Raw genomic sequence first — 24,550 nt, forward strand, 5'->3', positions numbered from 1 at the left:
AATTCTTTCGTAGAACCTCGTAAAGTGCTTAATTTTGTGGCTTATTTTTAATAAGAGCTTCATGGGATTACCCCCCGCAGAGATACAGAAAAAAGAACAGAAAGTATTATATGATTACCAGCAACGGGATATCGACAAGATTTTTAGTCGTCTTGAAGAATTTCCGACACGGTATAATCTATTATATCAATTACCCACGGGAGGAGGAAAAACAGTAATCTTTTCTGATATTGTTAGACGCTATATAGAAAGTACAAAAAAGAAGGTAGTAGTTCTTACGCATCGAATTGAACTTTGTGCTCAGACTTCTAATATGCTAACTGAATTTCATGTAAAAAATAAGATCATCAATAGTTCTGTAAAGGAGATTGAAGATCAGGATGAATACATGTGTTTTGTAGCCATGGTAGAAACTCTTAATAATAGGCTAAATGATGATCAACTTGAGCTTCATAATGTTGGGATGGTGATTATTGATGAAGCGCATTATAACTCTTTTAGAAAATTATTTAAATTTTTTGAGAACTGTTTCATTTTAGGAGTTACTGCAACACCGCTCAGCTCCAACATGAAACTACCTATGAAGGATAATTATCGGGAATTGATTGTAGGTGATACTATTAATTCATTGATTGGTCAGGGATTTCTTGCCAAACCACTAACGTATACATATGATGTTGGTTTGGGGTCATTAAAAATAGGTATGAATGGTGATTATACTGTGAAATCATCAGAAGATTTATATACCAATATGATGATGCAGGATAAACTACTGCATGCTTATGAAGAAAGATGTAAGGGTAAGAAAACGTTGATATTTAATAACGGAATCAATACTTCGGTTTATGTATGTGATACTTTTGCCAGAGCCGGTTATCCTATTAGGCATCTCGATAATACGAATAGTAAACAGGAACGAGCAGATATTTTAGAGTGGTTTAAAAAAACAGATAACGCTATTCTAACCTCTGTAAGTATATTAACTACCGGGTTTGATGAGCCAACAGTAGAGAGTATTATTCTAAATAGAGCTACAAAATCACTTACTTTATATTTTCAGATGATTGGTAGGGGGTCCAGAATATTGCCTACTAAACCAGAGTTTTCTATTATAGATCTTGGTAATAATACAGCAAGATTTGGACTATGGAATTCTAATGTGGATTGGCAATCTATTTTTAGGTCACCAGATTTTTATTATGACAATTTGGTTGGAGATGAAGAGATAGAACGAAACTTTAAATATGTAATGCCAGAAGAGATCAGAAAAGAATTTCCGAACTCCAATGACATTGATTTTGATATAGAAGAAGAATATTCAAATACTAAAAAATATAATTTACGCAGTATGACTGTTCTTGAGAAATCTGTAGAGCAACATGCTAAGATGTGTATTGAGAATAGTGAGGACGTATTTGATGCTCGTATTCTAAGTAGATTGCTCAATGATGATATTCAATACAGAGTGCGTAGATATTCTTATTGTATTAGCAAAAGCACCAAAAACTATAGAGATTGGCTAGAAGAAGATTATAAACGAAAATTACGATCCAAAATCAATCAATTGTTTGTGGAGGATTAATAGTTTGTTTTTCTAAAGCCTTCTTAATAGCACTTTCTGCGTGAATTTTGGTGGTATCAAAAATTGGGACACTCACATCATCTGGTTTGATAAGTAAAGGTATTTCAGTACAACCGAGTATTATACCTTCTGCACCTTTTAGTTCTAAAGTATTGATAATTCTTAATAATTCTTTTTTAGAACTATCTTTAATTACCCCGAGCACTAATTCTTTATAAATTATTTGATGAATGATTTCTCTATCTTTTTCTTTTGGAATAATTGTTTTAATACCATATTGTAGCAAGGTGTTTTTATAGAAATCTCTTTCCATTGTAAATTTTGTACCTAGTAAAGCTACCTTTTTTAAACCATCAGTTTTTATTTGTTTTCCAGTGGCATCAGCAATATGTAAAAATGGAATGGAAGTGTTCTCAATAATTTCTTCACTACATAAATGCATTGTATTAGTGCATAGAATAATTAAATCAGCTCCCGCATTTTCTAATTGTTTTGCAGATTTAATCATTATTTTATTTAATCCATCCCAATCGTTATGACGTTGTAGTATTTCTATTTGTGCAAAATCTACTGAGTTTAGCAAAAGTTTTGCAGAATGAAAACCACCTAAAAGTTCCTTTACTTTTTTATTTAATAATTCATAATAAATAGCTGTTGATTCCCAACTCATTCCTCCAATTAGTCCTATAGTTTTCATAATAATATCATTTAAAAATTAAATTTGTATTTCACCAACTAGATATGGAACCGAATATCCACTCAGAAATACACGATCACCCTCTAGTTTACAATCTAATTCACCACCACGCTTAGATAATTGATAAGCTTTCAGGTTATTTTTATTCAACTTTTCTGCCCAAAACGGAACTAATGAAGCATGTGCTGACCCGGTAACCGGATCTTCAGGCTGAATTATACCATTAGCATCAAACACTCTAGAAACGAAATCCGAACTTTTTCCTTCTGCCGTGATAATAATACATAAATAAGGCAGGCTTTTTAACACTTCGATATCAGGGTCCTCTGCCAATATTTCTTCTTCAGAAGAAAGAGTTATAATTAAATCTCTTGCAGCAAATGCACCTGTGGGCTTAGCTTTTAGCGCTTTAAAGATTTCTTTCGGGATTTCAATTTCTTGTGGTGGTCTTGATGGAAAATCTAAAGTTATTGAGCCATTACTTTCTTTTTTAGCTTTTAGAATTCCGCTTTTAGAAGAAAATACAACTTCGCTAATTGATTGATCTATATAATTAAAAATCACATATGCTGAAGCCAACGTAGCGTGTCCGCACAGATCAATCTCTGCATGTGGCATAAACCATCTGATCTCGTAAGTATCGTCTTTTTTTACGAAGTAACCAGTTTCTGCAAGGTTATTTTCAATTGCTATGTTTTGTAAAGTTTCATCATCTAACCAATGTGGTAAATGACAGATTGCAGCAGGGTTTCCTCCAAACAATTTTTTGGTAAAAGCATCAATTTGATACATTTTAATTTTCATGAGTTCTAATATTTTTTAAAGATTTGACCTGTAATATTGCTGGTTAAAGCTTCCTTGTAGACTTTTATAGCTTCTTGTATATCTATAGGATAGTATCCGGCGAATTTCTGATTTTTAGGAAAGTCTCCCGCAATCGCTCCTGGTGCCACAACGTTAAGGCGTATTCCACGTTCTAATTCATTAGATGCTGCATTTACAAAACTATGAATAGCTCCGTTAACTAATGATAATGCTACAGCCTTGGGTTCATAATGCTCGGCTAAGATCCCTGTGGTAAGCGTTATAGAACCTTGGTTGTTTAAATGTTTTTTAGCAACGTTTACCAAGTTTACTTGCCCCATGAGTTTACTTTGTATACCAACATAGTAATCTTTTTCAGTTAGTTCTGATAATGGTTTCCAGGTAGCAGTTCCAGCTGCATTGATTACAGCGTCTAATTTTGGTAGTTTTTTGAATAAATTTTCGATAGAAGAGTTATCCGTAATATCAATAGGGTATGAGGTGCTTGTTCTATGTGCTCCATATACTTCAGGGTATTCCTTTTTTAGACTTTCATAGATTTTACCTCCAATAGTTCCAGTAGAACCGATTATTAATATTTTCATAATTATATATTTAATTTTATAAATATGTTATTGCAAATTTTTATAATTGATTATTTAATGTTTCCAAATATTGTTTTATTACTTCTTCATTTCTTTTAAAATAAGTCCATTTACCATGTCGCGTGGTGATTAATAACCCCGCTTTATGCATTCCTGATAGGTAATGAGAAATTGTAGGTTGAGATAAACCCGATTTATCTTTAATATGTTGACCACAAACCCCATCTCTAAAATGACCAAGTTCTTTATGAGGAGGAAAATTTCCTTCAGGGTCTTTAAGCCATTTCAATATATCCAAACGTGTTTGATTAGATAAAGCCTTGTTGATATCTAAAACTTTTTTGTAATTCATATTATCAAATATATATATTTAATTTTATAAATATGTTATGTTTAACTTTACTTTAGAATTTAATAAAAAAATCCTGTAACAAAATTCATATAAGTTCGTCTAGTAAGTATAAATAGTAAGAGAACTAGTAATTATTTGATAATAAGTAAATTATAAATGATGCGTAAAAGGCGTTTATCCTGATACTTCTCGCGAAAAATGCTTTTTTAAAACCGTATCATTTTTAAAGGAAAGAGTTAATTATAAAACTTTCTTTACTATACTATAAGTTAGAACGTTACATTAAGAGCGCTTATCCGGATACATCTTGGGATAAGTGCTTTTTTTATGCTGAAATATAAAAAATATTGTTATTCTTGCCAATAATGAATATTCTAGAAAATATACCTACAAAACGAATTGCAGTGAAGCTAAAACCATCTGCAGAAAAAATGGTGAAACGTGGTCATCCCTGGATATTTCAGGATAGTATTACTAAGCTTAATGTAGATGATGGCAATGCAGGAGACTTGGTAATTATTTATGATAATAAAAAAAATAATTTTCTTGCCTGTGGTTTGTATGATCCATATTCACCTATAAGAGTTAAACTTATTCAGTTTAAGAAATCTGCTCAAATCAATGATGCATGGTTTGTTTCTAAAATATCCGAAGCCTACGAAATACGAAAATCACTTCTGGAAACAGATACCAATAGTTATCGATTGATATATGGAGAGAATGATAATCTACCTGGTTTAATTGCCGATGTATATGATCATGTTTTAGTTGTAAAACTGTACTCGCATATTTGGTTTCCGTATTTAAACTGGATTATTTCTATCTTAATTGAGATTTCCGGATGTAAAACTGTGGTGTTAAGATTAAGTCGATTACTACAGACTAAAGGAGAAACTTTTGGACTACATGATGGACAAGTAATTTTTGGTACATTGGATAGTGAGGTAGTTATTTTTAGAGAGTATAGTGTATTATTTTCTGCTAATGTCATTAAAGGACATAAAACCGGATACTTTTTGGATCATCGGCATAATCGAAAAAGAGTAGGGGAGTTGGCTAAAGGAAAGACTGTTCTAGACGTATTCTCGTACGCGGGAGGGTTTTCTGTTCATGCTTTAAAAGGTGGGGCAAAAGATGTAATAAGCTTAGATATTAGTAGACAAGCTTTAGAAATGGCACAGAATAATGCTTCATTGAATAATGTTAAAGGAAATCATAGTATTATGGTTGCTGATGCTTTTGAAGGATTACAAAGCTTAATTAATCAAAAAAAACAGTTTGATATTGTGGTTATTGACCCACCATCATTTGCTAAACGTGAAAGTGAAATTCTAAAAGCAAAGAATAGTTATGCAAGATTAGCAAGATTAGGAGTCCAATTAGTTGTGCCTAATGGGATTTTAATACTAGCTTCTTGTTCGTCAAGGGTAATTGCAGAAGAATTCTTCGAAATTTCTGAAGAAAACATTCTGGCTTCAGGAAGGTATTTCAGTATTCTGGAAAAAACCAAACATGATATTGATCATCCAATCACTTTTCCTGAGGGAGCATATCTAAAATGTGGTTATTATAAAATAAAATAGGCTATTTGTGGTACGCCACAAATAGCCTATTTATCCTAATACTTTTTTCTTAGTTAGAAGAAAGCATTGCAAAGAACTTGTCTAAATTTGGTAACAAAACAATTCTAGTACGTCTGTTTGTTGCCATATTTTCTTCAGTATCATTAGAAACCAAAGGTTTGTGACTACTTCTTCCTGAAGCTATTAGTTTAGCAGGATCAACGCTATATTTCTTTTCAAGCTTTCTCACGATCGATGTAGCTCTTTTAACACTTAAATCCCAGTTATCTTCTAATACCGGAGTGCTGATTGTTCGAGGATCTGTATGTCCTTCTACCATTACTTCGATACTTTCTTCAGAGTTAATTACATCTGCTAATTTTTGTAGCACATTATTAGCTTTATCACTAACTCTATAACTTCCTGTTTTAAACAACATCTTATCAGAAATAGAGATCATCACTACTGTATTCTCAATATCTATAGAGATGTCTTCATCTTCCTTAAGATTGTCGTCCAAAGAACTCTTAAGGTTATGAGATACTGCTAGATTCATAGAATCTTTTAATGTTCTAGCTCCCTGAAGTTTTTCAGCATCTACATTGGCTAATGTAGCTCTCATTTTTTCTTTAGTATTGTTAGAGATCACTGCCAGATCATCTACCATTACCATTTTTTCGTTGTTAGACTCTGTCAAAGAATTGATTTTAGAGTTGTAATCAGCTACTCTTGCTTCAATTTTAGCAAATTTAGATTCTAACTCTTCTTTTTCTACTGTAGTTCTTTGTAAATTACTTTGTGTATCCTGCAGCTGCTGTTCTAAAGCAACATACTTTTTCTTAGATACGCAGGAAGTCATTACTAGAGCCCCTAATACAATTAATACGAATGATTTTTTCATGGTTATTTAATTAATCTTGTTATTCGGTATGTTTAACTAAGAGATGTTTCATTTATTGCCAAGTGACCTACTAATTTTTTCACATCAAATTCTTAAAAATTGTTAATAAATTTCTCTATTAAAAGTATCCCGTAAGCATAGTGTGGAAAAACTGCATCCTTAAATATACGTAATTATTTGATTTTTAATGAAGTAAATAATATGTCGTGTTTTTTATTCTAAAATAATAGCTTGTTTATTGTAACAAGTTGTTATTTTTGTCGTCATAGTTATAGAAAAATTGTATCAAGCCCAAACTCTACTCTAATTTTTTAAAATGTACATTATTAATGTTGTTATTTCATAAAAGGCTTGTGTTTTTTTGTTTACTTAATTATGTAGCTTGTTTAAGTATATTTTCACAAGAAAGCCAGGCAATTGAGTATAAAAGTTTAGTACTGGACGGAGAGATCATGTATCTTCCGATCTATCAAGAAAATCATATTAGTACTTTGGTCGATTCTTTTTCTATAGTTTCTTTAGAAAATAAAGTCAACGAATATGTTATAAAATGGGATAATCAAAAATTTAATCCATTTAGAGGAGAAAGCCCTGCCACTCCTTTTCAATTAATATTTAGCGAAACGGAATTTGCATCACCAGTAGATCGAAAAATGGTCGTTACGTCTCGTTATGGTTGGAGAAGAGGCAGGCCTCATCAGGGTATTGATATTGATCTTCAGATAGGTGATAATGTGAAATCTATTCTTGACGGAAAAATCAGATATGTAGGATATCATGGAGGTCACGGAAAAACGATCATAGTAAGACATAATAACGGGTTAGAGAGCGTATATGCTCATCTGTCAAAATATCTGGTTAAAGAAAATGATCAAGTTAAAGCAGGAGACCCTATAGGCATAGGAGGTGTAACCGGAAATGCGAGAGGCAGTCATTTACATTTAGAAATTAGATATCACGGAAAAAGCATACATCCTGAATATCTATTTGATTTCACACCAGAAACTAAAATACGCTCTGATTCATTATACGTTACTAGAAAATGGATAAATCCCAGATATCATAGATCTACGAGGAAAAGTAAGATTATTGTTTTCAAAACCATAGAGGAAGCGCAAAAATATAAAGAAGAATTAAAGAAAATCTATACCGTTAGAAAGGGTGATACTCTTCATCGTATTGCTAATAAACACGGATTAGCAGTTGCTGAAATCTGTAAAATAAATTCTATTAAGTATAATTCTGTTCTAAAAGTTGGTCAACAAATTATATTGGGAAACTAAAAATCTGAGAACTTAATTTTTTGCAGGCTCTCCTAAATGTTTTTTTATCATTTCTAATAATAAATTCTTTTCATAAGGCTTTAGTATATAGTCGTTTAAGCCTGCTTGCATCATCTGTCTGTTTAACTGAGTAACGTCTACTGCTGTCAATGCTATGATAGGGGTTTTTACATCAAACTCTCGAATTCTTTTAGTAGTTCCGATCCCATTAAGTTTTGGCATATTTATATCCATAAGAATAATATCGTATCTATTATCCCTGGCCATAGTAATAGCATCAAAACCATTATCAACGGTAGAACAATTAAAGTTTTCTTTGGATAACATTTTGTCTGCCACCAAAAGATTTAGTTTATTATCATCTACAATTAATATTTTATTTTTTGCATCCTTAGCAGTAATTTCATTCGGACTATCTTTTTGACCTTCAAAATCAACTACAAATGCATATTCTGATCCAGCTTGAGCATTATTACTTTTCATAATTTCGCCACCAAGAGCCTCAGCCAGTCTGTTTACAATAGTAGAGTTAAGACCAGTACCTAAGTATGATTTTTTAGCTTTGCGAACGTTCATGAATTCTCTATATATCGATCTTTCATCTTCTTTAGAAACTTCATTACCATCATGTTTTACCTTAAAAGATATATTATTAATGTTTTCTTTCTTCTTTATGAGATTAACCGAGAAATAAATATTTCCATTTTTGGTGAACTTTAATGCATTACTAATAAAATTAATTAATATTTGAGATAAAATTGCTGGATTGCCATATAATAGAGGGTCTATTTCAGAATCAAATTCAAAATGTAATGTATTATCACTATTTTCAGTTGCATAACTGAACGAGTTGATAAGGTTATCAGTAAGCTCTCTTAAATTGAATGAAGTTTTATGAGCTTCGATCTCTTTTTGGTCTATATGGTTGATCTGTAGTACATTATTGATTAAAGATAATAGATGGTCGCTAGTAAACTTTAATGACTTTAGATTTTTATTATCTTTTAAGTTTGGATGCTCATCGGTTAATAAATTGGTAAGACCCATTATACCATAAAGCGGTGTTCTTAATTCCTGACTAAGTGAGGTAATAAAATCTTGCTGAAATTGGTACTCCTTTTCAGTATTTTGTTGAATAGATTCTAATTCTTTGGTTTTGGATTTTAGTTTTGATTTTATTCCACGACAACGTATCCATAAAAACAAAGCAATAGCAAAAAGAAAACCACATAATATATAATATATCATAGCTACTTTTTTAGGCAAAGTAAGAAAGATAAGCTTTATCTAACAAGCTTATTTAATAATTTCTTAACGCGAATTCAATATTTAATACATAAATCTTATTATTAACGTAAAAAATGAAATTAACTTGTGCTTAGATCTCACTAAAATCAGATGTTTTATCAAAGTTTGTAGCTTAATTGTAATTATTGTTAATTCATTACGTCTTTATTAATAGAATGATGGTTGATCTTTAAGATTTTTTGGGTATTTAACACCACGAATTTTATAGATTAGCTATCTTTATGCTTTATAATTTGACTAAGCCTCAAGGTTATGAAACCTATATTAGTAGTATTCATATTATTTTTTTCCGGCAGTATGCTCCAAGCCCAGGTAGAAAATTCTACCTCTCTGAGAATTGATGCAAAAAATAATGAGGAAACCAATAAATTTAGTTTATCAAAAGGACTCAATACTTCTAATTCAGAAAAAGATCTCAATTTATTTACTTCTTTACGAGATTCATTAGGTTTTAATCGTACCCAGAGACCTTTTAGTATGAATGAAGATAATGGTCTTTTAGATCCAGAAGCAGAAGCAACACCAAGATGGTTTAAAAAAGATGCTGATATAGCTGGAAAAGGTGAAATGGATCAATATTTTGGTGATTTTAAAAGCAATAGTCAATTTATTCACCTGGTTTATAGGGATCATGGGCAACAAGATGGTGATGTAGTACGTATTTTTATTAATGGTGATATCATCAAGTCTGGTGCTTTTTTAACCAATGCTCATCAACGAATTAAAATTAATATGGTTAAAGGGTTAAACAAAATTGACATTTTAGCCCTAAATGAAGGTGAAAGTTCTCCAAACACCGCAGAGTTTCATTTGTATGATGATCAGGGTATTATGATTACAGCCAATCAGTGGAATCTCCTAACAGGCGGAAAAGCCAGTATGATTGTTCGAAAGGACTAATCAGCTACACTCTTTTATTTTACTTTTAAATAAGTTTTCTTTTTTTTAAGAAATCTGTGATTTTTATTAATTATTCTATACTAATAGGTAAAACAAATACTTGATGAGTAAAGAATCCGTATTTACCCAAATCATAAAAGATAACGAAGGTGTTATTTTCAAAATTACCACGGTATATACAGATAACCGGGAAGATCAAAAAGATTTATATCAAGAAATCGTATATCAGTTATGGAAGGCTTTTGACAGATTCAGAGGTGACTCCAAAATAAGTACGTGGATGTATAGAGTAGCATTAAATACAGCAATCACTAGATTGAAAAAAGAAAAGCGAAAAGGGAATCAAGTAGGTATTGATAAAGTAATTATGAAGCAGACAGAATACTACGATACAGAGTTTGAAGAGAAATTAAAAATACTCTATAGTCATATCCAAGGACTTAATGAACTAGAAAAAGGATTGATGTTGTTACTTCTAGAAGGGAAAAAGTATGAAGAAATAGCTTCGATCACTGGATTATCAGCTAGTAATGTAGGAACCAAAATATCACGGATCAAAAGTAAATTGAAGTCACAAATCGTTAAAAACTAAATTATGGAATTGGAAGAAATGCAAGCAGTTTGGGCGGATCTAAGTAGTCAGCTAGAAAAACAAAAAAAGTTAACAGATAAAATGATAATTATGATGACACAAGAAAAGTATAAAAAAAAGTGGAATAGAATTGCGTATCCAGAAATATTAGGAACTATTATTTGTTATGGAGTTGCCATATTGATTTTAATAAACATAGGTAAATTAGATAATTGGTATACATTACTATCCGGGTTAATATCAGTTGTTGTTTTATTAATATTACCAGTTTTATCATTGAGATCAATTTTTAGAATGCGTAAATTGAATATAGCAGAGAATGATTATAAGGATACTTTAATGCAATATGCTAAAGGTAAAAAAAGATTTCAGTCATCAATGAAACTGGGATATTATTTGGGTTTTATTTTAATGTTTGCCATTATGCCCGTAACTACTAAACTACTTAACAATAAGGACTTGTTTACAGAGACCACAAAAATATGGCCTTTTCTGATTTCTATACCTTTAGCCGTTGTATTTATGATATTTTTCTCTAAATGGGTGTATAAATCCTATAACAGAAATATAATTGAAGCCGAAAACTTGATTAAAGATTTAGAAGAGTAAAAAACACATCAATCAAAAAACGAATCCCTTAATCTATTTTTTAGGATTAAGGGGTTTCTGTTGAAGGTCAATATATTAAACTGTGTTATTTGTAAATAAAGAGTTTTGATTCATTATGTGAAGTTAAAATCATAAACTATTGTTATCGAAATCATAAAAATATTTTTTGTATCAGGTTTTTATTTAGTTTCGCGGTCGGATAAATTGTATTAGGGTAATTTCCCCTTGAATTAGAATTACCCTTATGCTAAATAGAATTTAGGAATGCCCAACCCTATTAATGAAGAGGATGTAGTAAAGGTGTATAATCTAGAAATGGGAAAAGTAATTTTCCATAAAGATTATATGATTATTGAAGTAGCAGAAGGATTTTGTTTTAGTCATGAAAAAGCAAAAGAACTCTCCGTGTTTACAAATTTACACTTTGGGGATCGTTCTTTTGGGTATATATCGCACAGAGTAAATTCATATTCTGTTAAGCCTATAGATTATAGAAAAATTAAAGATGTTTTTCCTAATATGGAAGCATTTGCAGTAGTAACTTATAATGAACTTCAAAAAGAAAGTGTTAAGATAGAAAACATATTTTTTTATGAAGATATTAAAATGTTTGATCAACTAGATGATGCCGTAAACTGGGTAAAAAAACGATTAAGATAAATACGGAATTTTAATTTATGCTTGACTATCTAGATAATTACCTAAGTTACCCAAAGCATCACCCCAGAACTGTTCATAAAATTTAAGCCATTGATTAACTTCTTGTAATGGTTTTGCATTAGCATAACAGAAACGTTCTCTTCCTTTAGTATCAATTTTTACCAAACCAGCATCTTCTAGAGTTTTAAGGTGTTTTGTAACCCCTTGACGACTAATATCGAATTGATTGGATATTTGTGTAATAGGTAGGGCAGTAGCTGCAACCACCAAAGCGTGAAAGATCTCACGCCTTGTTGGATCAGCAATTGCTTTTAAAATTTTGGTGATTTTATCCTGCATGAACTTCTAGAGTTAAATATTGGCTAAGTTCCGAAATACAATTGTCCCAACCACCATTAAAGCTATTAAACATATTAACTGCGGTTTCACCTGGATAATTGGATATACCTGAATGTTCTAAATAAAGTTTTGTACCCTCCTTGGTTTCTTCTAACTCCCAAGTTACTGTGGTTTCGGTATCTGTATCGGCAACAACCCAAGTGTAAACCAGAGTGTATGGGTCAGCTTTTTTTACTTCTCCTTTAATTTGTGTACAATTTTGTTCCTTAGGAGCAGTAAAAGTATATTGATATCCTGGTTGTGCTTTAAAATCTGCCGGAATAAACCAAGTTGATATTTCTTCTTGTTTGGTGATTGCATTCCATACTTTATCAATAGAATGTTTGAATACGTGTTCTTTAGTGATTACATCTTTCATTGGTGTTTATTTTATGATTAATATGCAACTATATGGTTGCAAATATATAAAACAATACAAAATACGCAACTTTTTAGTTGCGTATTAATAAGTATTTAACTTTTGATAAATAGGTGAGTAGTCTATTTATGTATTGCTAAAGCTCGTATTTTTATTTTCACTTCATTGCCAATAAAAAAAGATCCGTTATCCATTTTACGATTAAATTGTATACCATAATCAAATCTATTGATTACCAGATCCGCTTTGATGCCAATCGAAGTTACTTTGGTAGGATCTTTAAGCGGGCCCATAAGCTGGATAGGGAATTCGATACTTTTAGTTATTCCACAAATAGTCAGGTTTCCTTTCATAACATAGGAATTATCCACATTTTTAATCACCGAAGTTGAAGAAAACTTAATTTCAGGATGCGCTTCTGTGTTAAGCCACATCTCTCCTTTAAGATGACCATCTCTGGTTTCATTATTTGTATCTAAACTTTTCGTGTTAATACTTACCTGAACCTGTAATGTTGTGAAATCTTCACCTTCAATAGAAATGTTTCCGGAAAATTCATTGAACCTGCCCGACACTTCTCCTACCATAAAACGTTCTACGTCAAACCCAATATAGGTATGCCCTTTATCCAGGGTATATTTGGTTGGATTGTTATTAAAACCGGAGAAGATGAATGTAATACATAAAATTAATGGAATAATAAATTTAGCTTTCATTGTTTTATAATTTAGATTAAAACTCAATGATAGCTTGTTATCTAATTAATTTCGACAATAGTTATAAAGATTGCCAGATTTTAATGGTTTTTAGGCTGAAACATTTCCTTTTCGAAAAGTAGATGGGGTTTTACCTTCGAATTTTTTAAAAGCATTTACAAATGAAGTTTTATTATTAAAACCGGAATCAAAAGCAACTTGAAGTAGTGTTAAGTGAGGTTTGGAAACAATTAGACTTTTTGCTTCCTGCACTCTGTACTGATTTACAAAATCAAAAAATGTCAGGTTTAGATTTTCATTAATCACCTGGGATAAATGATGACTACTAATATTTACTTGGTTTGCTAACTCTTTTATTCTCAGGTCATTCTTTAGATATGGTTTTTGTCGTATCATAAAGTCTCTAAGTAAGGAAGTGTATAACGCTTTATCTTTAGACTTTAAAGAAGATGTGGTGTATTTGGTGTTTTTAAAGTTTACAGATAACCATTCTATTCCAGACAATTTATAACCAATGGAATAAATAAATATTCCCATCGGTAATACATAAATATAATCCAAATACCTTCTATATAAATCCGAAACAAAAAGTAAATATAGATAGACAGATGCCAGGATCAGTACTAAAATTAACAAAACATTGAATACCCTCAACCAGATTATATTATTAGCAGCTGAATGTTCTGACTTTAATTGATCTGTATATGTTTTAATGGTTTTTAGATTAGCTACTAAATAGAGAGCGAAGTGAATAAATTGACAGAAGAAAATAAACGAATATAGATACTCAAAAGAAGTAACCGTTTTTTTTCTATGATCAAAAACTGCCAACATTCCATAGGTAATTTGTCTTACACTTAGAGAATCATTACTAACCAATGGAACTATTATAACAAAAACCAGAAAAGGAGTAAAGTGGATTAATTGTATTAGTGAAAATCGCCAGGATGAATCCGTAATTGATTTAAAGTAAAAAAAGGTTAATGGTCCCAATAAAAACCATGAACCATACCGAGTTCCATAAAATATATCCAGACCTGCATCATAGGTATTTCTGATGGATAAGAATTCTGATAAAAACCAGATAAATACTAAAATTATACATGATAAATAAGTATTACTTTTTACAGACCTCTTTTTTTTTGAAATAAATAATACTGATAGAACAAAAATACCCTGAACTATAATTATAAATATAAATAAGGACCAAAAGTCTAGTTTCATGAAATATAAGTGAGTTTCAAAAATATGAATTCTAAGTTGATAATATTAGTGTAATCTAATCTGAGAAGATGTATATCTAAAAAAATACAATACATTTTGCCAGATCTTTATAGGTTTTTATATATCAACCTGAATAAGCTTTTTCACCTCTCCGATTTGCATGGCACCCAGGTATACATTTCCAATTCTTACTCGTACTAATCTTAAAGTGGGAAAACCTACGGCAGAAGTCATTTTTCTTACTTGTCTAAATTTACCTTCATTTAGAGTAATAGATACCCAACTTGTAGGGCCGTGTCTATCATCTCTAATTTTCTTATTCCTTTTAGGAAAATTAGGGGTTTGCTTTAATTTAAAAGCCTTACACGGTTTTGTAATATATTTTTTACCATTAAAACCAATTTCTACACCTTCTGTTATTTTCTGAATAGCTTCTATAGAAATATCCCCATCTAATTGAGCATAATACTCTTTTTCAATATTTCCGCTACAAATATCATTACTTAATTTTCCATCTGTTGTTAATAACAACAACCCCTCTGATTTCTCATCAAGTCTACCAATAGCCATAATTCCTTCCGGAAATTCTCCTAATTCGCCAAGCAGTTTTTTAGAATTCTGCTTCTGACCATTATTAACAAACTGACTAAGATAACCATAGGGTTTGTATATCATGAAATGAGTATGTTGATGCTTTATATTGCAGTTTTTCATAAAATCAAATTCTTCCAAATAAATAGAACAAATGTATAGAATCGAGGTTTATTACGATTTAATGAGGGTATTATTTTGGTTTTTGAATAAAATATAAATGAAATTATAAATTTTGATGTAAATTATGAATACTCATATTTTATATGTATTATGCTCCAAGTTATTGTTCAATGCTGAGTGCATCGTTCGGTTAATCAATCTGAAAAGATAAAATTCGCCAATTATTCTATTAGTGTTCCAATGACTATTTATAACTTATCTTAATATATTTTGTACCTATTAAGATCCTAAACATTAGTAAAACGAATGGCGAAATCACAGCAGACTTTTAGTAAAATTGAAAAAGAAAAGAAGAAATTAAAGAAAAGAGAAGAAAAACAAAAAAAGAAGGAAGCACGCAAAGCAAATTCAAAAAAAGGTAGCGGGTTTGATAATATGATAGCTTATGTTGATGAAAATGGGCATCTTACGGATACTCCTCCAGATCCATCAAAAAAGAAAAAAGTCAAGGCAGAGCATATTGAAATAGGAATTCCTAAAAGAGAAGAGATAGAGGTTGATCCTATTCGAAAAGGGAAAGTAGCCTTTTTTAATGATTCTAAAGGCTATGGTTTTATAAATGAACAAGACACTCAAGAGAAGTTTTTTGTTCATGTAAACGGCCTTATGCAAGAAGTTGTAGAAGGAGATAAAGTTACTTTTGAATTAGAAAAAGGTTTAAAAGGCATGAATGCTGTTCGTGTTAAAAAGGTCTAGTTTCTTGTAATAAGAAAAGATAAAAACAAAAAAGGTTTGGTAAATTACCAAACCTTTTTCGTTTCAATAGTTTTAAATACTAAATCATTGTTTTAAAGACTTTGTTTTTACAATTTCCTGCACTTGCTGTTGAACTTTATTTTTGTCCCCAACAATTACTAAGGTCATTTTCTCTGGGTTGATATACTTTTTAGTCATTTCCTGAACCTGTTCAGGAGTAACTGCATGAATGTTCTTCACTCGATTTACTAGGTACGAATCATCTAATTCATGCATATCCAGGAATTCTAATTGATTGATTATTCCACCAGGAGTAGAATTACGTAATACGAAAATTCCGGATTCATAATTTTTGATTCCATCTAATTCTTCTTTAGAAGGAGCCTCATTTTGAAGTCTTCTAATTTCTTTATTAATCTCATCTAGAGAGGCTCCTGTATGTTCTGTAGTTACATCAGCAACTTCAAACCATAGGCTAGACTTATAATTATTGTTTAGGGTACTTCTTGGAGAATAAGTATATCCTTTATCTTCACGGATATTACTTGTAATTCTAGAACCAAAGGACCCACCAAGTAGTGAGTTAGTTATACTTAATGCAATGTGATCTTCACTAGAAGGATCAGCAACCGGTAATCCGTAATAAATTGTAGATTGTGGAGCTTCTGGTCGATCAATAATTTTAGCGATTACTTCAGTATTCTCCTGTGCAGTTGGATAGTTCGGTTCTGGACCACTAACCATATCAGAAAAAGAAGTCTTAACTGTCTCTATTACTCTATCTTTATCAAATTTACCGGCCACATATACTGTAGTTCGTTTAGCGCCAATATTTTCTGCATAAAACTTTTTTACATCCTCGATAGTAAAGGAATTCAATATCTCTTCTGTGGGATATATATTTCCATAAGGATGATTAGGATAAAGGTTTGCAAAAAACTCTTTAGATGCTTGTGCTTGTGGCCTTGATAATTGAACTGTAAGATTACGCTTCATATTATTTTTTAGACGATCTAGTTCAGAAGCTGGCCAGGCCGGATTTTTGACTACATCAGAAATTAATGCTAAAGCATCTGGAGTGAACTCATATAAAACCGAACAGTTCAAACTAGTATGATGTGGACTAACTCCTATATTCAGGTTTCCACCCATACCTGCCATTTTATCGGCAATTTGTTTTGCATTTAGTGTAGTACTACCTTCCTCCAATAAATCAGCCATCAGATCCGATAACCATATTTCATTCTCTTTTTCATGAATGTTTCCGGTTTCTATACTTACTCTGATAGTAGATTTTGGTATAGATCCATAAGGAATCATTACTAAAGTTAATCCATTATCTAACTTAACAACATCTTTTTTGGGTAATGTAAAACCTTTTGGGTTGGAACCTTCTGGCGGCGTTTCTTTTTCTTGTGATGTAACAAGGGTAGTTGTTAAAAACAACAAGGTTATAATAAATATGTTCTTTTTCATGGCTGTGTGTTTTCAGTTTTAGCTAATAGAGGGTTAACGGTTAGAATTGTTCTATTTGTTGATCTCAGATACTCTTTCACCGTTTTATTAATTAACTCAGGTGTAACTTTTTTGAACTCATCTTCAATAGAATTAATTCTTTCAGGATTGTCATCAAATAATGCAAAACTGCATAATAAATCTGCTCTTCCTAAACCAAAAGTACCACCAAGGTCATCATATAAACTCGAACGTATTTTTACAATAGCATTATCGATCATTTCTTGAGATACTCCATTACCAATTTCTGTCATTACTTCTTCAATCGCAGCAAGTACATCATCTCTGGATGTTTCATTATCATAGGTGAAATTATACATCCAAAGCATGGGGCCTTTGTAATTAAACATATTTCCAAGATAATTGATACCTCCACCAACTCCTGAGGTGTATCCTTTTTCTTTTTCTAATTTTTGCGTAAGTAAAGAATTATCTCCTTGCACTAATATCTGGTCTAATAATCCCATTGCATAATATTCTGGTGTACTACGCTCTGGCATATGATATGCTATGGCGATAGCGGGCTTGTTTGCTAGGGCATCGTCCTTTACAAATTCTTTTTGTTCTTCTTGTTTAGGCTCAGAAATATCCGGAGTTTCTGGTAATTCTGAAGCAGGAATACTTGCAAAATACTTTTCAATCCAGGCTTTGGTTTCAGCCATATCAAAATCTCCAACAATAGAGATGGCAGCATTATTTGGAGCATAGAAAGTTTTAAAAAAATTATCTACATCCTCAAGGTTAGCAGCATCAAGATCTTTTAAATCACCATAAAAATTATGTGCATTATACCAATTCGTATTAGCATACTGTGGCATATCCAACCAAGGGAATCCCCCATAAGGTTGATTTAGTACATTAACTTTTACTTCATTTTTTACTACACCTTGTTGGTTGGTAAGATTATCCTGTGTGATAGCTAGTCCTTTCATTCGATCAGCCTCTGCCCATAACATAGTTTCTAATTTATGTGCAGGTACAATCTCAAAATAATTAGTAAAGTCAAAACGGGTAGAACCGTTTAATACACCACCGTTTTTTTGAACAAGTTGAATAAATTCCATTTTTCCAAGATTTTGAGACCCCTGGAACATCATGTGTTCAAAAAGATGTGCAAACCCGGTACGATCTTTTGGCTCATTTCTGAAACCAATGTTGTAATAAACTGCAACAATAGCAGTAGGAGAGGTCTTGTCTTGCGAAAGAATTACTTTTAGTCCGTTATCTAGTTTGTAATACTCTACAGGAACTTTAAAAGCTGTAACTTCTGTTGTGGTTTCATCAGTTACAGGATCGCCTTTGTCTTTTTTACAGCTCATAATCATGGTGCTGACACAAAGAAATAAGGCTAATTTTAATGTAAGCTTCATTTTTTGATATATTAAGATGAATAATTATTTGTTTACAATTGGACTATTATAAATGGTTTTCGTTACAAATTATTTCATTTTTGGGTACCAATCCAATTGTATTACTTCTATCGACTTATCTCCGGTATTTACAATTTCTTTGAATTTCCTTACGTCACTTAGCCCTTCGGTTCCTCTGTAATGATAGGGATATACACTTTTTGGTTTAAATTCTAGAACTGCATCTGCAGCACTTTCTACAGTCATTGTATACGGAAGATTCATACAAACAAAAGCTCGATCTATATTTTTAAGAGCTCTCATCTCCGGAATATCTTCTGTATCACCAGAAAAATACAAACGCTCACCTGCAATTGTAATGACATAACCATTTCCTCTTCCTTTATCATGAAATTTTAAAGCTTCTTCCCTTAAATTATACATCGGGATTGCTTCTATAGTGACACCCTTTATTTCTTTAGTTTCCCCATTATTAATAATAACAAGTTGTTCTGTATATTTTGCAGGTAGTTTTTCTGCTACAGCAGCTGGAACAATAACTTTTGCTTTAGCTAAATCCAAGCTATCCAAAGTGTCAGTATTCATATGATCCCCATGTATATCTGTAATGAGAATCATATCAGCTTTATTCATCTTTGTATAGGGTTTAGCTCCTCCGGTTGGATCAATATAGATAGACACTCCTTCAGCCTCTATAATAGTCGAAGCGTGTTCAATTGGGATGATTTTAATAGTTTCCGGAAATTTTTCATTGATTTTAGATTCAATAGTTTCAGAAGTCAATTTTTCAGAGGAATTATCTTCTTTTTGAGTGTTTTTACAGCTAATGAACAGTAGACAAAGAGTTATAAATAATAAGTTGTAAAGTTTCATTTTAATGAGTTTTAGTAAAGTAGTTACATTTTCAATTTAAAAAATGAACCTTAGCCTTAAAAACTTTTAATGTAAGATTAACTAAGTGGGACTCTATTTTGAAGAGTCTGTTAAGTCGAAAACAAAATAGTTAGTCAGAACTTATCACAGACGAGATTAGCGCTATAAAAAGTCATCTATTGATTCCACCAAAGCTTAATAGCCATCGCAATTACCATAACAATTAGAAAAAATTTGACTAATCCATCACCTTTTTTAACAGACCATCGACTGGCAATCCATCCTCCTGAAGCGTTACCCGCAGCTAATACTAAACCATATAGATAGTCAATTTGTTGGTTGTAAATAAATATAGCTAAAGCTCCAATAGTATATATAAAAACGACTAACACTTTTACAGCATTGGATTTGACCAATCCTATATAATTAATTGAAGTCAATGCAAGCAAGATAAATATTCCAACACCAGCTTGGATAAAACCGCCATAGATTCCTATAAAGAAAAAAGCTAATATGGATAGCCATAAATATTTACCTTTTGTACGTTCAATTACATTCTCTAAATTTACTTTAGGTTTAAAAACCATAAAAAATATAACTGTAACCATTACAACAGCAAGAATCTTATTAAATATCTCATCATTAATATCTACAGCAATTTGTGCCCCGATAATGGAACCTATTAAGGCTGAAATCCCAAGATAAACACTAAAAACAGAAGGTTTTATGCCTTTACTCCTAAAACCAGCTACAGAGGTAATGGATTGAATAAAAATTCCAATTCTATTGGTTCCATTTGCTACAGCAGGAGGTAATCCCATAAAAATGAGCATTGGTAATGTTAGTAAAGAACCCCCGCCAGCTAGAGTGTTAACTACTCCAGCTATAAAACCAACAGTTGCGAGTAATAGTAGAAGTAATGTTTCGTTCATAGACCTCCAAAAATAAGTAAAAAGTTCACTTCGATAAAAAACGTTTGGTATAAACAATCAAACTATTGTAGATTTACAGTATCAACCAAAAAATAATTCCTGTTAAAACTTTACATAAAATAGTTCCTGTATTACAAGTCCTGAAAGGTTATACATCATTGACATTAAGATCTGATGCAATTGCTGGTGTAACGGTAGGGGTGGTGTTGATTCCGCAAGCAATGGCATATGCATTACTGATGGGAACTCCAGCTATTTATGGTTTATATGCATGTCTAATACCATTAATCCTGTATACTGTATTTGGTACTTCTAGGCAACTTAGCATCGGCCCAGTTGCAGTAACTGCTATATTAGTTATGAGTGGAGTTAGTCAACTTGCAACACCGTTTACTGAAGAGTTTACTTCTTTAGTATTGTTTTCAGGACTTTTGATTGGTTTATTACAGATAGTAATGAGCGTATTAAGAATGGGGTTTTTAGTAAATCTAATCTCTCAGCCTGTAATTTCTGGTTTTATTTCTGCTGCGGCCATCATTATTATTGTTTCTCAGTTCGAAGAAGCATTAGGTTTTAAAATTCCAGATTATAACCATACCTATCAAACGTTTTGGTATGCTGTAACACATATTACAGAAATACATTGGGTGACTTTTGTTATGTGTTCACTTTCCATTATCACCATGATATTATTTAAAAAATGGAAACGTTCCTTTCCCGGGGCACTTTTTATATTAGTAATCACTACTTTAATTACTTACTTCTTTGGTCTTGATAATCAAGGCGTTGCAGTAATCAAAGAAGTGCCAAAAGGATTACCTTCTTTTATTGTTCCTGAGATGAATTATAACACAATGATCGCACTAATACCTTCGGTATTGACAGTTACTTTTATCGGATATGTGGGGAGTATAGGAATAGCTAAATCTCTGGAAATGAAAAATAGAGATCATATTGTAAGACCTAATCAAGAGTTATTTGCTTTAGGAATTGCAAAAGTTGTTGGTGCTTTTTTTCAAGCAATACCAACTTCTGGGAGTTATAGCCGTTCAGCAATTAATGATGATGCAGGAGGTAAGACTTCAATGTCTACAGTAATAGCAGCTATTATGGTAGTTGTTTCATTATTATTTTTTACTTCTCTATTTTACTATGTGCCAAAAGCAGTACTTGCTGCCATTATACTGATTTCAGTATTTGGGTTGATTAATATTAGTGAAGCCAAATATCTACTAACATTACGACGAAGAGATTTCATTGTAATGATCATTACTTTTGTTGGAACATTAATTTTGGGAGTAGAAAATGGAATTTTTATAGGGGTTATTCTTTCCTTTATATTTCTTCAATATTACAGTTCCAGGCCTCATATAGCAGAGTTAGTGAACATTCCTGAGACGGATTATTATCGAAATATCAATAGGTTTCCAGATGCCATAAAATCCGAAAAAAACTTAATTATACGATTTGATGACCAGTTGTATTTCGGTAATACCAGTTATTTTAAAGACTCTGTGATCCATTTTATCTCTCAAAGAGTCCCTAAGCCTGAGTTTTTTATATTAGACGCAACAAATATGCACGACATTGATAGTACCGGAATTCATGTTTTGGAGGATATTCATAAATATCTTAATGATTCTAAAATTCAATTTATAATCACTGGTGCAATTGGTCCTGTTCGTGATTTTTTAAAGCGATCAGGTTTTACAGATACATTGGGAACACAACATTATTTTTTAAATATTTCGGATGCAGTAGCCTTTACAGAGCATAAAACAAATTATAAAAAACAATTCGAAGCTGCTACACAATTTAATAAAAGAAGATCTTTTTTAGATTAGAGGCATTACTACTTATTATTTGGCACGCAACTATTTTGTAGACGTAACATCTTTAGGATGCTATTTGCTAATCTTTTGTTAATAAAAAGTAAGGACAAAATATAGATTTATGAATCTGAAGAATGAAAAATTTAGATTTTTAAAGATAATACAATAAAAACATAGTATTTGTGATCTTTAGGTGATTAACTCGTTAATAGATTATAAACTAAAAGTTAAACTTCTAAAAAAAATATTTACCTTTATGTTGAATTATCTTACAATTGGACAAGGGGATACTAATAACAAATCATTATTTCATCAAGAACATACAAGAAGGTAATCAGGAAGCCTTTAAAGTTCTTTTTGATTTATACTACACCAAATTATTGCATGTAGCATATTCCTATGTTCCTAATAAAGAGGATGCAGAAGAAATAGTACAGGATGTTTTTCTAAAAGCTTGGAAAAAGAGAAAGAATATTACTACCAATATTAATGGGTATCTTTTTAAGATTACTAAAAATTCTTGTCTGGATTATTTGAGGTCGAAAAAATATAAACTCAGTAGTGCTAATAATATAGAACAATTAGAAGCATTTATAAATCACAAAGCATTAAAGGATGAGCAAACCTCTTTAATTATTGAAAAAGAATTAGCGCAAAGAATTCAAGAATGTATCAAACTTCTTCCAGCAAAATGCCAAAAAGTATTCATTAAGAGTAGAATAGATGGCCTAAAAAATAAAGAAATATCAGATGAATTAGATATTTCAATTAAAACTGTGGAAAATCATATGTCCAAAGCTCTTAAATATATGCGCCTTCATTTAAGAGAATTCTTATCTATTTTATAAAAAAATAACAAATTTCATAGGGGGTACTTGTTTTTTTTACGTCTTTATTAATAATAAGGCGATAAAGTAATGCAAGAGAAAGACCTCATAAAGTATATTAAAGGAGAAACAAACTCTCAAGAAAAGAGAAGGATAATTGAATGGATAAGAAAAGATTATAACAATCAAAAATTGTATAATAATCTGAAAGCTGAATATGTAGCTTCTACATTTGATAACTCTGATCACATTGATATAGAGAAAAAGTATCAGATTTTTTGTTCTAAAAAAATAAAAAAACAGAAGTATCAATATACGGGCATAGTTGCTGTATTATTAATACCACTAATTGCATGGCAACTGTATACTTATTTTTCTTATAATCCAATAGTAAATGATCCGGTTAAGATATCAGAATATTCTTCTATAATTAATATTAGTACTAAATCGGGAGGAAAAAAGAAAGTAACATTGCCTGATGGTTCTGTAATTACATTAAATGCAGAAAGTAAACTTAGTTATCCAAATAGATTTAGTGATAGCACAAGATCTGTAACCTTGATAGGAGAGGCGTTTTTTGATATCAAGAGAGATATAGCTAAACCATTTATTGTACATACAGATGATTTAAAAGTGAAAGTGCTGGGAACATCATTTAATATTAAATCATATCCTGATGATGAAAAGATCGAAACAACATTAGTAACAGGAAAAGTAGAATTATTACAAGAGAAAATTGAAGAACCTATTGTGCTTGAGCCATCACATCGAGCTACTTTTAATAAAGAAAAAAGTAATATTAAAATTGAGAAAGTAAACTCAAGAAATATTATTGCCTGGAAACAAGGGAAACTTATATTTAATCAAACACCTCTTAAACAAGTAGTATTAGATCTGAATAGAAAATATGGTGCTGATTTTATTATAAAATCGGATACACTTTTACAATATAAATATACTGGTGTATTTAATAATAACCAATCACTTGAAGAGGTGTTAGAAATTCTTAAACTTTCATCACGCATAAATTACAAATACCTAAATAACAAAGTTATGTTGGAATCACAATAGATAAAAAAGGGGTACATGATCAAAGAAAGAGGATGCGGCAACATCCTCTTAAGGTCATCTAATTATATTACGAATTCGAATAATTAAAATCAAACAAAATTATGAAAA

At 31.3% G+C, this 24,550-nt stretch carries 26 protein-coding genes; 11 read left to right on the plus strand and 15 right to left on the minus strand.

Annotation, left to right across the window (positions count from 1 at the left end; genetic code table 11):
* Positions 1 to 61: 61 nt before the first annotated feature.
* Positions 62 to 1,582, plus strand: coding sequence for a DEAD/DEAH box helicase family protein (locus J8M14_RS04820; RefSeq protein WP_211073445.1), 1,521 nt, complete (start codon positions 62 to 64; stop codon positions 1,580 to 1,582).
* On the opposite strand, the gene J8M14_RS04825 is transcribed toward J8M14_RS04820, so the two are convergent.
* The 4 genes from J8M14_RS04825 to J8M14_RS04840 are packed head-to-tail and all read right to left on the minus strand — an operon-like array spanning position 1,557 to position 4,040.
* Positions 1,557 to 2,279: an aspartate/glutamate racemase family protein gene (locus J8M14_RS04825; protein WP_211073446.1), complete on the minus strand. Its 723-nt coding sequence runs from the start codon at positions 2,277 to 2,279 to the stop codon at positions 1,557 to 1,559. The two genes, J8M14_RS04820 and J8M14_RS04825, sit on opposite strands and share 26 nt — an antisense overlap.
* Before the next feature lie 18 nt (positions 2,280 to 2,297).
* Entirely contained in the window at positions 2,298 to 3,083 is a 786-nt protein-coding gene (locus J8M14_RS04830) for a PhzF family phenazine biosynthesis protein (protein ID WP_211073447.1), read from the minus strand.
* 5 nt (positions 3,084 to 3,088) lie between these two features.
* Positions 3,089 to 3,688: a short chain dehydrogenase gene (locus tag J8M14_RS04835; protein WP_211073448.1), complete on the minus strand. Its 600-nt coding sequence runs from the start codon at positions 3,686 to 3,688 to the stop codon at positions 3,089 to 3,091.
* A 40-nt stretch (positions 3,689 to 3,728) separates the two neighbouring features.
* Positions 3,729 to 4,040, minus strand: coding sequence for a helix-turn-helix transcriptional regulator (locus tag J8M14_RS04840; RefSeq protein WP_211073449.1), 312 nt, complete (start codon positions 4,038 to 4,040; stop codon positions 3,729 to 3,731).
* A gap of 365 nt (positions 4,041 to 4,405) precedes the next feature.
* On the opposite strand from J8M14_RS04840, the gene J8M14_RS04845 reads away from it, so the two are divergent.
* The gene (locus J8M14_RS04845) at positions 4,406 to 5,623 is read left to right on the plus strand and encodes a class I SAM-dependent rRNA methyltransferase (RefSeq protein ID WP_211073450.1); all 1,218 of its coding nucleotides are present in this window, start codon (positions 4,406 to 4,408) and stop codon (positions 5,621 to 5,623) included.
* A 49-nt stretch (positions 5,624 to 5,672) separates the two neighbouring features.
* On the opposite strand, the gene J8M14_RS04850 is transcribed toward J8M14_RS04845, so the two are convergent.
* On the minus strand, positions 5,673 to 6,503 hold the full coding sequence (locus J8M14_RS04850) for an OmpA family protein (protein WP_211073451.1): 831 nt from the start codon (positions 6,501 to 6,503) through the stop codon (positions 5,673 to 5,675).
* 329 nt (positions 6,504 to 6,832) lie between these two features.
* On the opposite strand from J8M14_RS04850, the gene J8M14_RS04855 reads away from it, so the two are divergent.
* Positions 6,833 to 7,786: a M23 family metallopeptidase gene (locus tag J8M14_RS04855; RefSeq protein ID WP_211073452.1), complete on the plus strand. Its 954-nt coding sequence runs from the start codon at positions 6,833 to 6,835 to the stop codon at positions 7,784 to 7,786.
* 12 nt (positions 7,787 to 7,798) lie between these two features.
* Here J8M14_RS04855 and J8M14_RS04860 read toward each other — a convergent pair whose 3' ends face one another.
* Complete coding sequence (locus J8M14_RS04860) at positions 7,799 to 9,034, minus strand: response regulator (RefSeq protein ID WP_211073453.1); 1,236 nt, start codon at positions 9,032 to 9,034, stop codon at positions 7,799 to 7,801.
* 312 nt (positions 9,035 to 9,346) lie between these two features.
* On the opposite strand from J8M14_RS04860, the gene J8M14_RS04865 reads away from it, so the two are divergent.
* From J8M14_RS04865 to J8M14_RS04880, 4 genes are all read left to right on the plus strand, one after another.
* Positions 9,347 to 9,994 carry a hypothetical protein gene (locus J8M14_RS04865; protein WP_211073454.1) on the plus strand — a complete coding sequence of 216 codons (648 nt, stop codon included), beginning with the start codon at positions 9,347 to 9,349 and terminating at the stop codon, positions 9,992 to 9,994.
* A gap of 103 nt (positions 9,995 to 10,097) precedes the next feature.
* The gene (locus tag J8M14_RS04870) at positions 10,098 to 10,586 is read left to right on the plus strand and encodes a sigma-70 family RNA polymerase sigma factor (protein WP_211073455.1); all 489 of its coding nucleotides are present in this window, start codon (positions 10,098 to 10,100) and stop codon (positions 10,584 to 10,586) included.
* 3 nt (positions 10,587 to 10,589) lie between these two features.
* A complete protein-coding gene (locus tag J8M14_RS04875; RefSeq protein WP_211073456.1) occupies positions 10,590 to 11,195 on the plus strand; it encodes a hypothetical protein in 606 nt (201 codons plus the stop codon).
* A 264-nt stretch (positions 11,196 to 11,459) separates the two neighbouring features.
* Positions 11,460 to 11,855: an STAS/SEC14 domain-containing protein gene (locus tag J8M14_RS04880; protein ID WP_211073457.1), complete on the plus strand. Its 396-nt coding sequence runs from the start codon at positions 11,460 to 11,462 to the stop codon at positions 11,853 to 11,855.
* Positions 11,856 to 11,870: 15 nt separating this feature from the next.
* On the opposite strand, the gene J8M14_RS04885 is transcribed toward J8M14_RS04880, so the two are convergent.
* From J8M14_RS04885 to J8M14_RS04905, 5 genes are all read right to left on the minus strand, one after another.
* Positions 11,871 to 12,194: a metalloregulator ArsR/SmtB family transcription factor gene (locus J8M14_RS04885; protein ID WP_211073458.1), complete on the minus strand. Its 324-nt coding sequence runs from the start codon at positions 12,192 to 12,194 to the stop codon at positions 11,871 to 11,873.
* A complete protein-coding gene (locus tag J8M14_RS04890; RefSeq protein ID WP_211073459.1) occupies positions 12,184 to 12,612 on the minus strand; it encodes an SRPBCC domain-containing protein in 429 nt (142 codons plus the stop codon). The genes J8M14_RS04885 and J8M14_RS04890 overlap by 11 nt, the downstream gene beginning before the upstream one ends.
* A 122-nt stretch (positions 12,613 to 12,734) precedes the next feature.
* The gene (locus J8M14_RS04895) at positions 12,735 to 13,328 is read right to left on the minus strand and encodes a YceI family protein (RefSeq protein ID WP_211073460.1); all 594 of its coding nucleotides are present in this window, start codon (positions 13,326 to 13,328) and stop codon (positions 12,735 to 12,737) included.
* Positions 13,329 to 13,418: 90 nt separating this feature from the next.
* Positions 13,419 to 14,552: a helix-turn-helix domain-containing protein gene (locus J8M14_RS04900; RefSeq protein WP_211073461.1), complete on the minus strand. Its 1,134-nt coding sequence runs from the start codon at positions 14,550 to 14,552 to the stop codon at positions 13,419 to 13,421.
* A gap of 117 nt (positions 14,553 to 14,669) precedes the next feature.
* Positions 14,670 to 15,227 carry a pseudouridine synthase gene (locus J8M14_RS04905; protein WP_211073462.1) on the minus strand — a complete coding sequence of 186 codons (558 nt, stop codon included), beginning with the start codon at positions 15,225 to 15,227 and terminating at the stop codon, positions 14,670 to 14,672.
* A 345-nt stretch (positions 15,228 to 15,572) separates the two neighbouring features.
* On the opposite strand from J8M14_RS04905, the gene J8M14_RS04910 reads away from it, so the two are divergent.
* A complete protein-coding gene (locus tag J8M14_RS04910; RefSeq protein ID WP_211073463.1) occupies positions 15,573 to 16,022 on the plus strand; it encodes a cold shock domain-containing protein in 450 nt (149 codons plus the stop codon).
* Between the two features lie 84 nt (positions 16,023 to 16,106).
* Here J8M14_RS04910 and J8M14_RS04915 read toward each other — a convergent pair whose 3' ends face one another.
* The 4 genes from J8M14_RS04915 to J8M14_RS04930 all read right to left on the minus strand — a co-directional run bounded on the left by J8M14_RS04915 (position 16,107) and on the right by J8M14_RS04930 (position 20,712).
* Complete coding sequence (locus tag J8M14_RS04915) at positions 16,107 to 17,498, minus strand: pitrilysin family protein (protein WP_211073464.1); 1,392 nt, start codon at positions 17,496 to 17,498, stop codon at positions 16,107 to 16,109.
* Positions 17,495 to 18,907, minus strand: a complete 1,413-nt coding sequence (locus J8M14_RS04920) for a pitrilysin family protein (RefSeq protein WP_247672549.1) — start codon at positions 18,905 to 18,907, stop codon at positions 17,495 to 17,497. Before J8M14_RS04920 ends, J8M14_RS04915 begins: the two co-directional genes overlap by 4 nt.
* Positions 18,908 to 18,976: 69 nt before the next feature.
* Entirely contained in the window at positions 18,977 to 19,780 is an 804-nt protein-coding gene (locus J8M14_RS04925; RefSeq protein ID WP_211073465.1) for an MBL fold metallo-hydrolase, read from the minus strand.
* Between the two features lie 176 nt (positions 19,781 to 19,956).
* Positions 19,957 to 20,712 carry a sulfite exporter TauE/SafE family protein gene (locus J8M14_RS04930; protein ID WP_211073466.1) on the minus strand — a complete coding sequence of 252 codons (756 nt, stop codon included), beginning with the start codon at positions 20,710 to 20,712 and terminating at the stop codon, positions 19,957 to 19,959.
* Between the two features lie 119 nt (positions 20,713 to 20,831).
* Between J8M14_RS04930 and sulP the strand changes: the two genes are divergently transcribed.
* From sulP to J8M14_RS04945, 3 genes are all read left to right on the plus strand, one after another.
* On the plus strand, positions 20,832 to 22,556 hold the full coding sequence (gene sulP, locus J8M14_RS04935) for a sulfate permease (RefSeq protein WP_211073722.1): 1,725 nt from the start codon (positions 20,832 to 20,834) through the stop codon (positions 22,554 to 22,556).
* A 263-nt stretch (positions 22,557 to 22,819) separates the two neighbouring features.
* Entirely contained in the window at positions 22,820 to 23,392 is a 573-nt protein-coding gene (locus J8M14_RS04940; RefSeq protein ID WP_211073467.1) for an RNA polymerase sigma-70 factor, read from the plus strand.
* Positions 23,393 to 23,461: 69 nt separating this feature from the next.
* On the plus strand, positions 23,462 to 24,442 hold the full coding sequence (locus J8M14_RS04945; RefSeq protein ID WP_211073468.1) for a FecR domain-containing protein: 981 nt from the start codon (positions 23,462 to 23,464) through the stop codon (positions 24,440 to 24,442).
* The last annotated feature ends 108 nt before the right edge of the window (positions 24,443 to 24,550 follow it).

It is taken from the genome of Aquimarina sp. MMG016, assembly GCF_018100805.1.
In the GTDB taxonomy this organism is placed as follows: Bacteria; Bacteroidota; Bacteroidia; order Flavobacteriales; family Flavobacteriaceae; genus Aquimarina.

Bases quoted from the DNA above. Each gene is read 5' to 3' on its own strand.
- J8M14_RS04820 (WP_211073445.1), top strand. From the start codon at position 62: ATGGGATTACCCCCCGCAGAGATACAGAAAAAAGAACAGAAAGTATTA.
- J8M14_RS04825 (WP_211073446.1), bottom strand. From the start codon at position 2,279: ATGAAAACTATAGGACTAATTGGAGGAATGAGTTGGGAATCAACAGCT.
- J8M14_RS04830 (WP_211073447.1), bottom strand. From the start codon at position 3,083: ATGAAAATTAAAATGTATCAAATTGATGCTTTTACCAAAAAATTGTTT.
- J8M14_RS04835 (WP_211073448.1), bottom strand. From the start codon at position 3,688: ATGAAAATATTAATAATCGGTTCTACTGGAACTATTGGAGGTAAAATC.
- J8M14_RS04840 (WP_211073449.1), bottom strand. From the start codon at position 4,040: ATGAATTACAAAAAAGTTTTAGATATCAACAAGGCTTTATCTAATCAA.
- J8M14_RS04845 (WP_211073450.1), top strand. From the start codon at position 4,406: ATGAATATTCTAGAAAATATACCTACAAAACGAATTGCAGTGAAGCTA.
- J8M14_RS04850 (WP_211073451.1), bottom strand. From the start codon at position 6,503: ATGAAAAAATCATTCGTATTAATTGTATTAGGGGCTCTAGTAATGACT.
- J8M14_RS04855 (WP_211073452.1), top strand. From the start codon at position 6,833: ATGTTGTTATTTCATAAAAGGCTTGTGTTTTTTTGTTTACTTAATTAT.
- J8M14_RS04860 (WP_211073453.1), bottom strand. From the start codon at position 9,034: ATGATATATTATATATTATGTGGTTTTCTTTTTGCTATTGCTTTGTTT.
- J8M14_RS04865 (WP_211073454.1), top strand. From the start codon at position 9,347: ATGAAACCTATATTAGTAGTATTCATATTATTTTTTTCCGGCAGTATG.
- J8M14_RS04870 (WP_211073455.1), top strand. From the start codon at position 10,098: ATGAGTAAAGAATCCGTATTTACCCAAATCATAAAAGATAACGAAGGT.
- J8M14_RS04875 (WP_211073456.1), top strand. From the start codon at position 10,590: ATGGAATTGGAAGAAATGCAAGCAGTTTGGGCGGATCTAAGTAGTCAG.
- J8M14_RS04880 (WP_211073457.1), top strand. From the start codon at position 11,460: ATGCCCAACCCTATTAATGAAGAGGATGTAGTAAAGGTGTATAATCTA.
- J8M14_RS04885 (WP_211073458.1), bottom strand. From the start codon at position 12,194: ATGCAGGATAAAATCACCAAAATTTTAAAAGCAATTGCTGATCCAACA.
- J8M14_RS04890 (WP_211073459.1), bottom strand. From the start codon at position 12,612: ATGAAAGATGTAATCACTAAAGAACACGTATTCAAACATTCTATTGAT.
- J8M14_RS04895 (WP_211073460.1), bottom strand. From the start codon at position 13,328: ATGAAAGCTAAATTTATTATTCCATTAATTTTATGTATTACATTCATC.
- J8M14_RS04900 (WP_211073461.1), bottom strand. From the start codon at position 14,552: ATGAAACTAGACTTTTGGTCCTTATTTATATTTATAATTATAGTTCAG.
- J8M14_RS04905 (WP_211073462.1), bottom strand. From the start codon at position 15,227: ATGATATACAAACCCTATGGTTATCTTAGTCAGTTTGTTAATAATGGT.
- J8M14_RS04910 (WP_211073463.1), top strand. From the start codon at position 15,573: ATGGCGAAATCACAGCAGACTTTTAGTAAAATTGAAAAAGAAAAGAAG.
- J8M14_RS04915 (WP_211073464.1), bottom strand. From the start codon at position 17,498: ATGAAAAAGAACATATTTATTATAACCTTGTTGTTTTTAACAACTACC.
- J8M14_RS04920 (WP_247672549.1), bottom strand. From the start codon at position 18,907: ATGAAGCTTACATTAAAATTAGCCTTATTTCTTTGTGTCAGCACCATG.
- J8M14_RS04925 (WP_211073465.1), bottom strand. From the start codon at position 19,780: ATGAAACTTTACAACTTATTATTTATAACTCTTTGTCTACTGTTCATT.
- J8M14_RS04930 (WP_211073466.1), bottom strand. From the start codon at position 20,712: ATGAACGAAACATTACTTCTACTATTACTCGCAACTGTTGGTTTTATA.
- J8M14_RS04945 (WP_211073468.1), top strand. From the start codon at position 23,462: ATGCAAGAGAAAGACCTCATAAAGTATATTAAAGGAGAAACAAACTCT.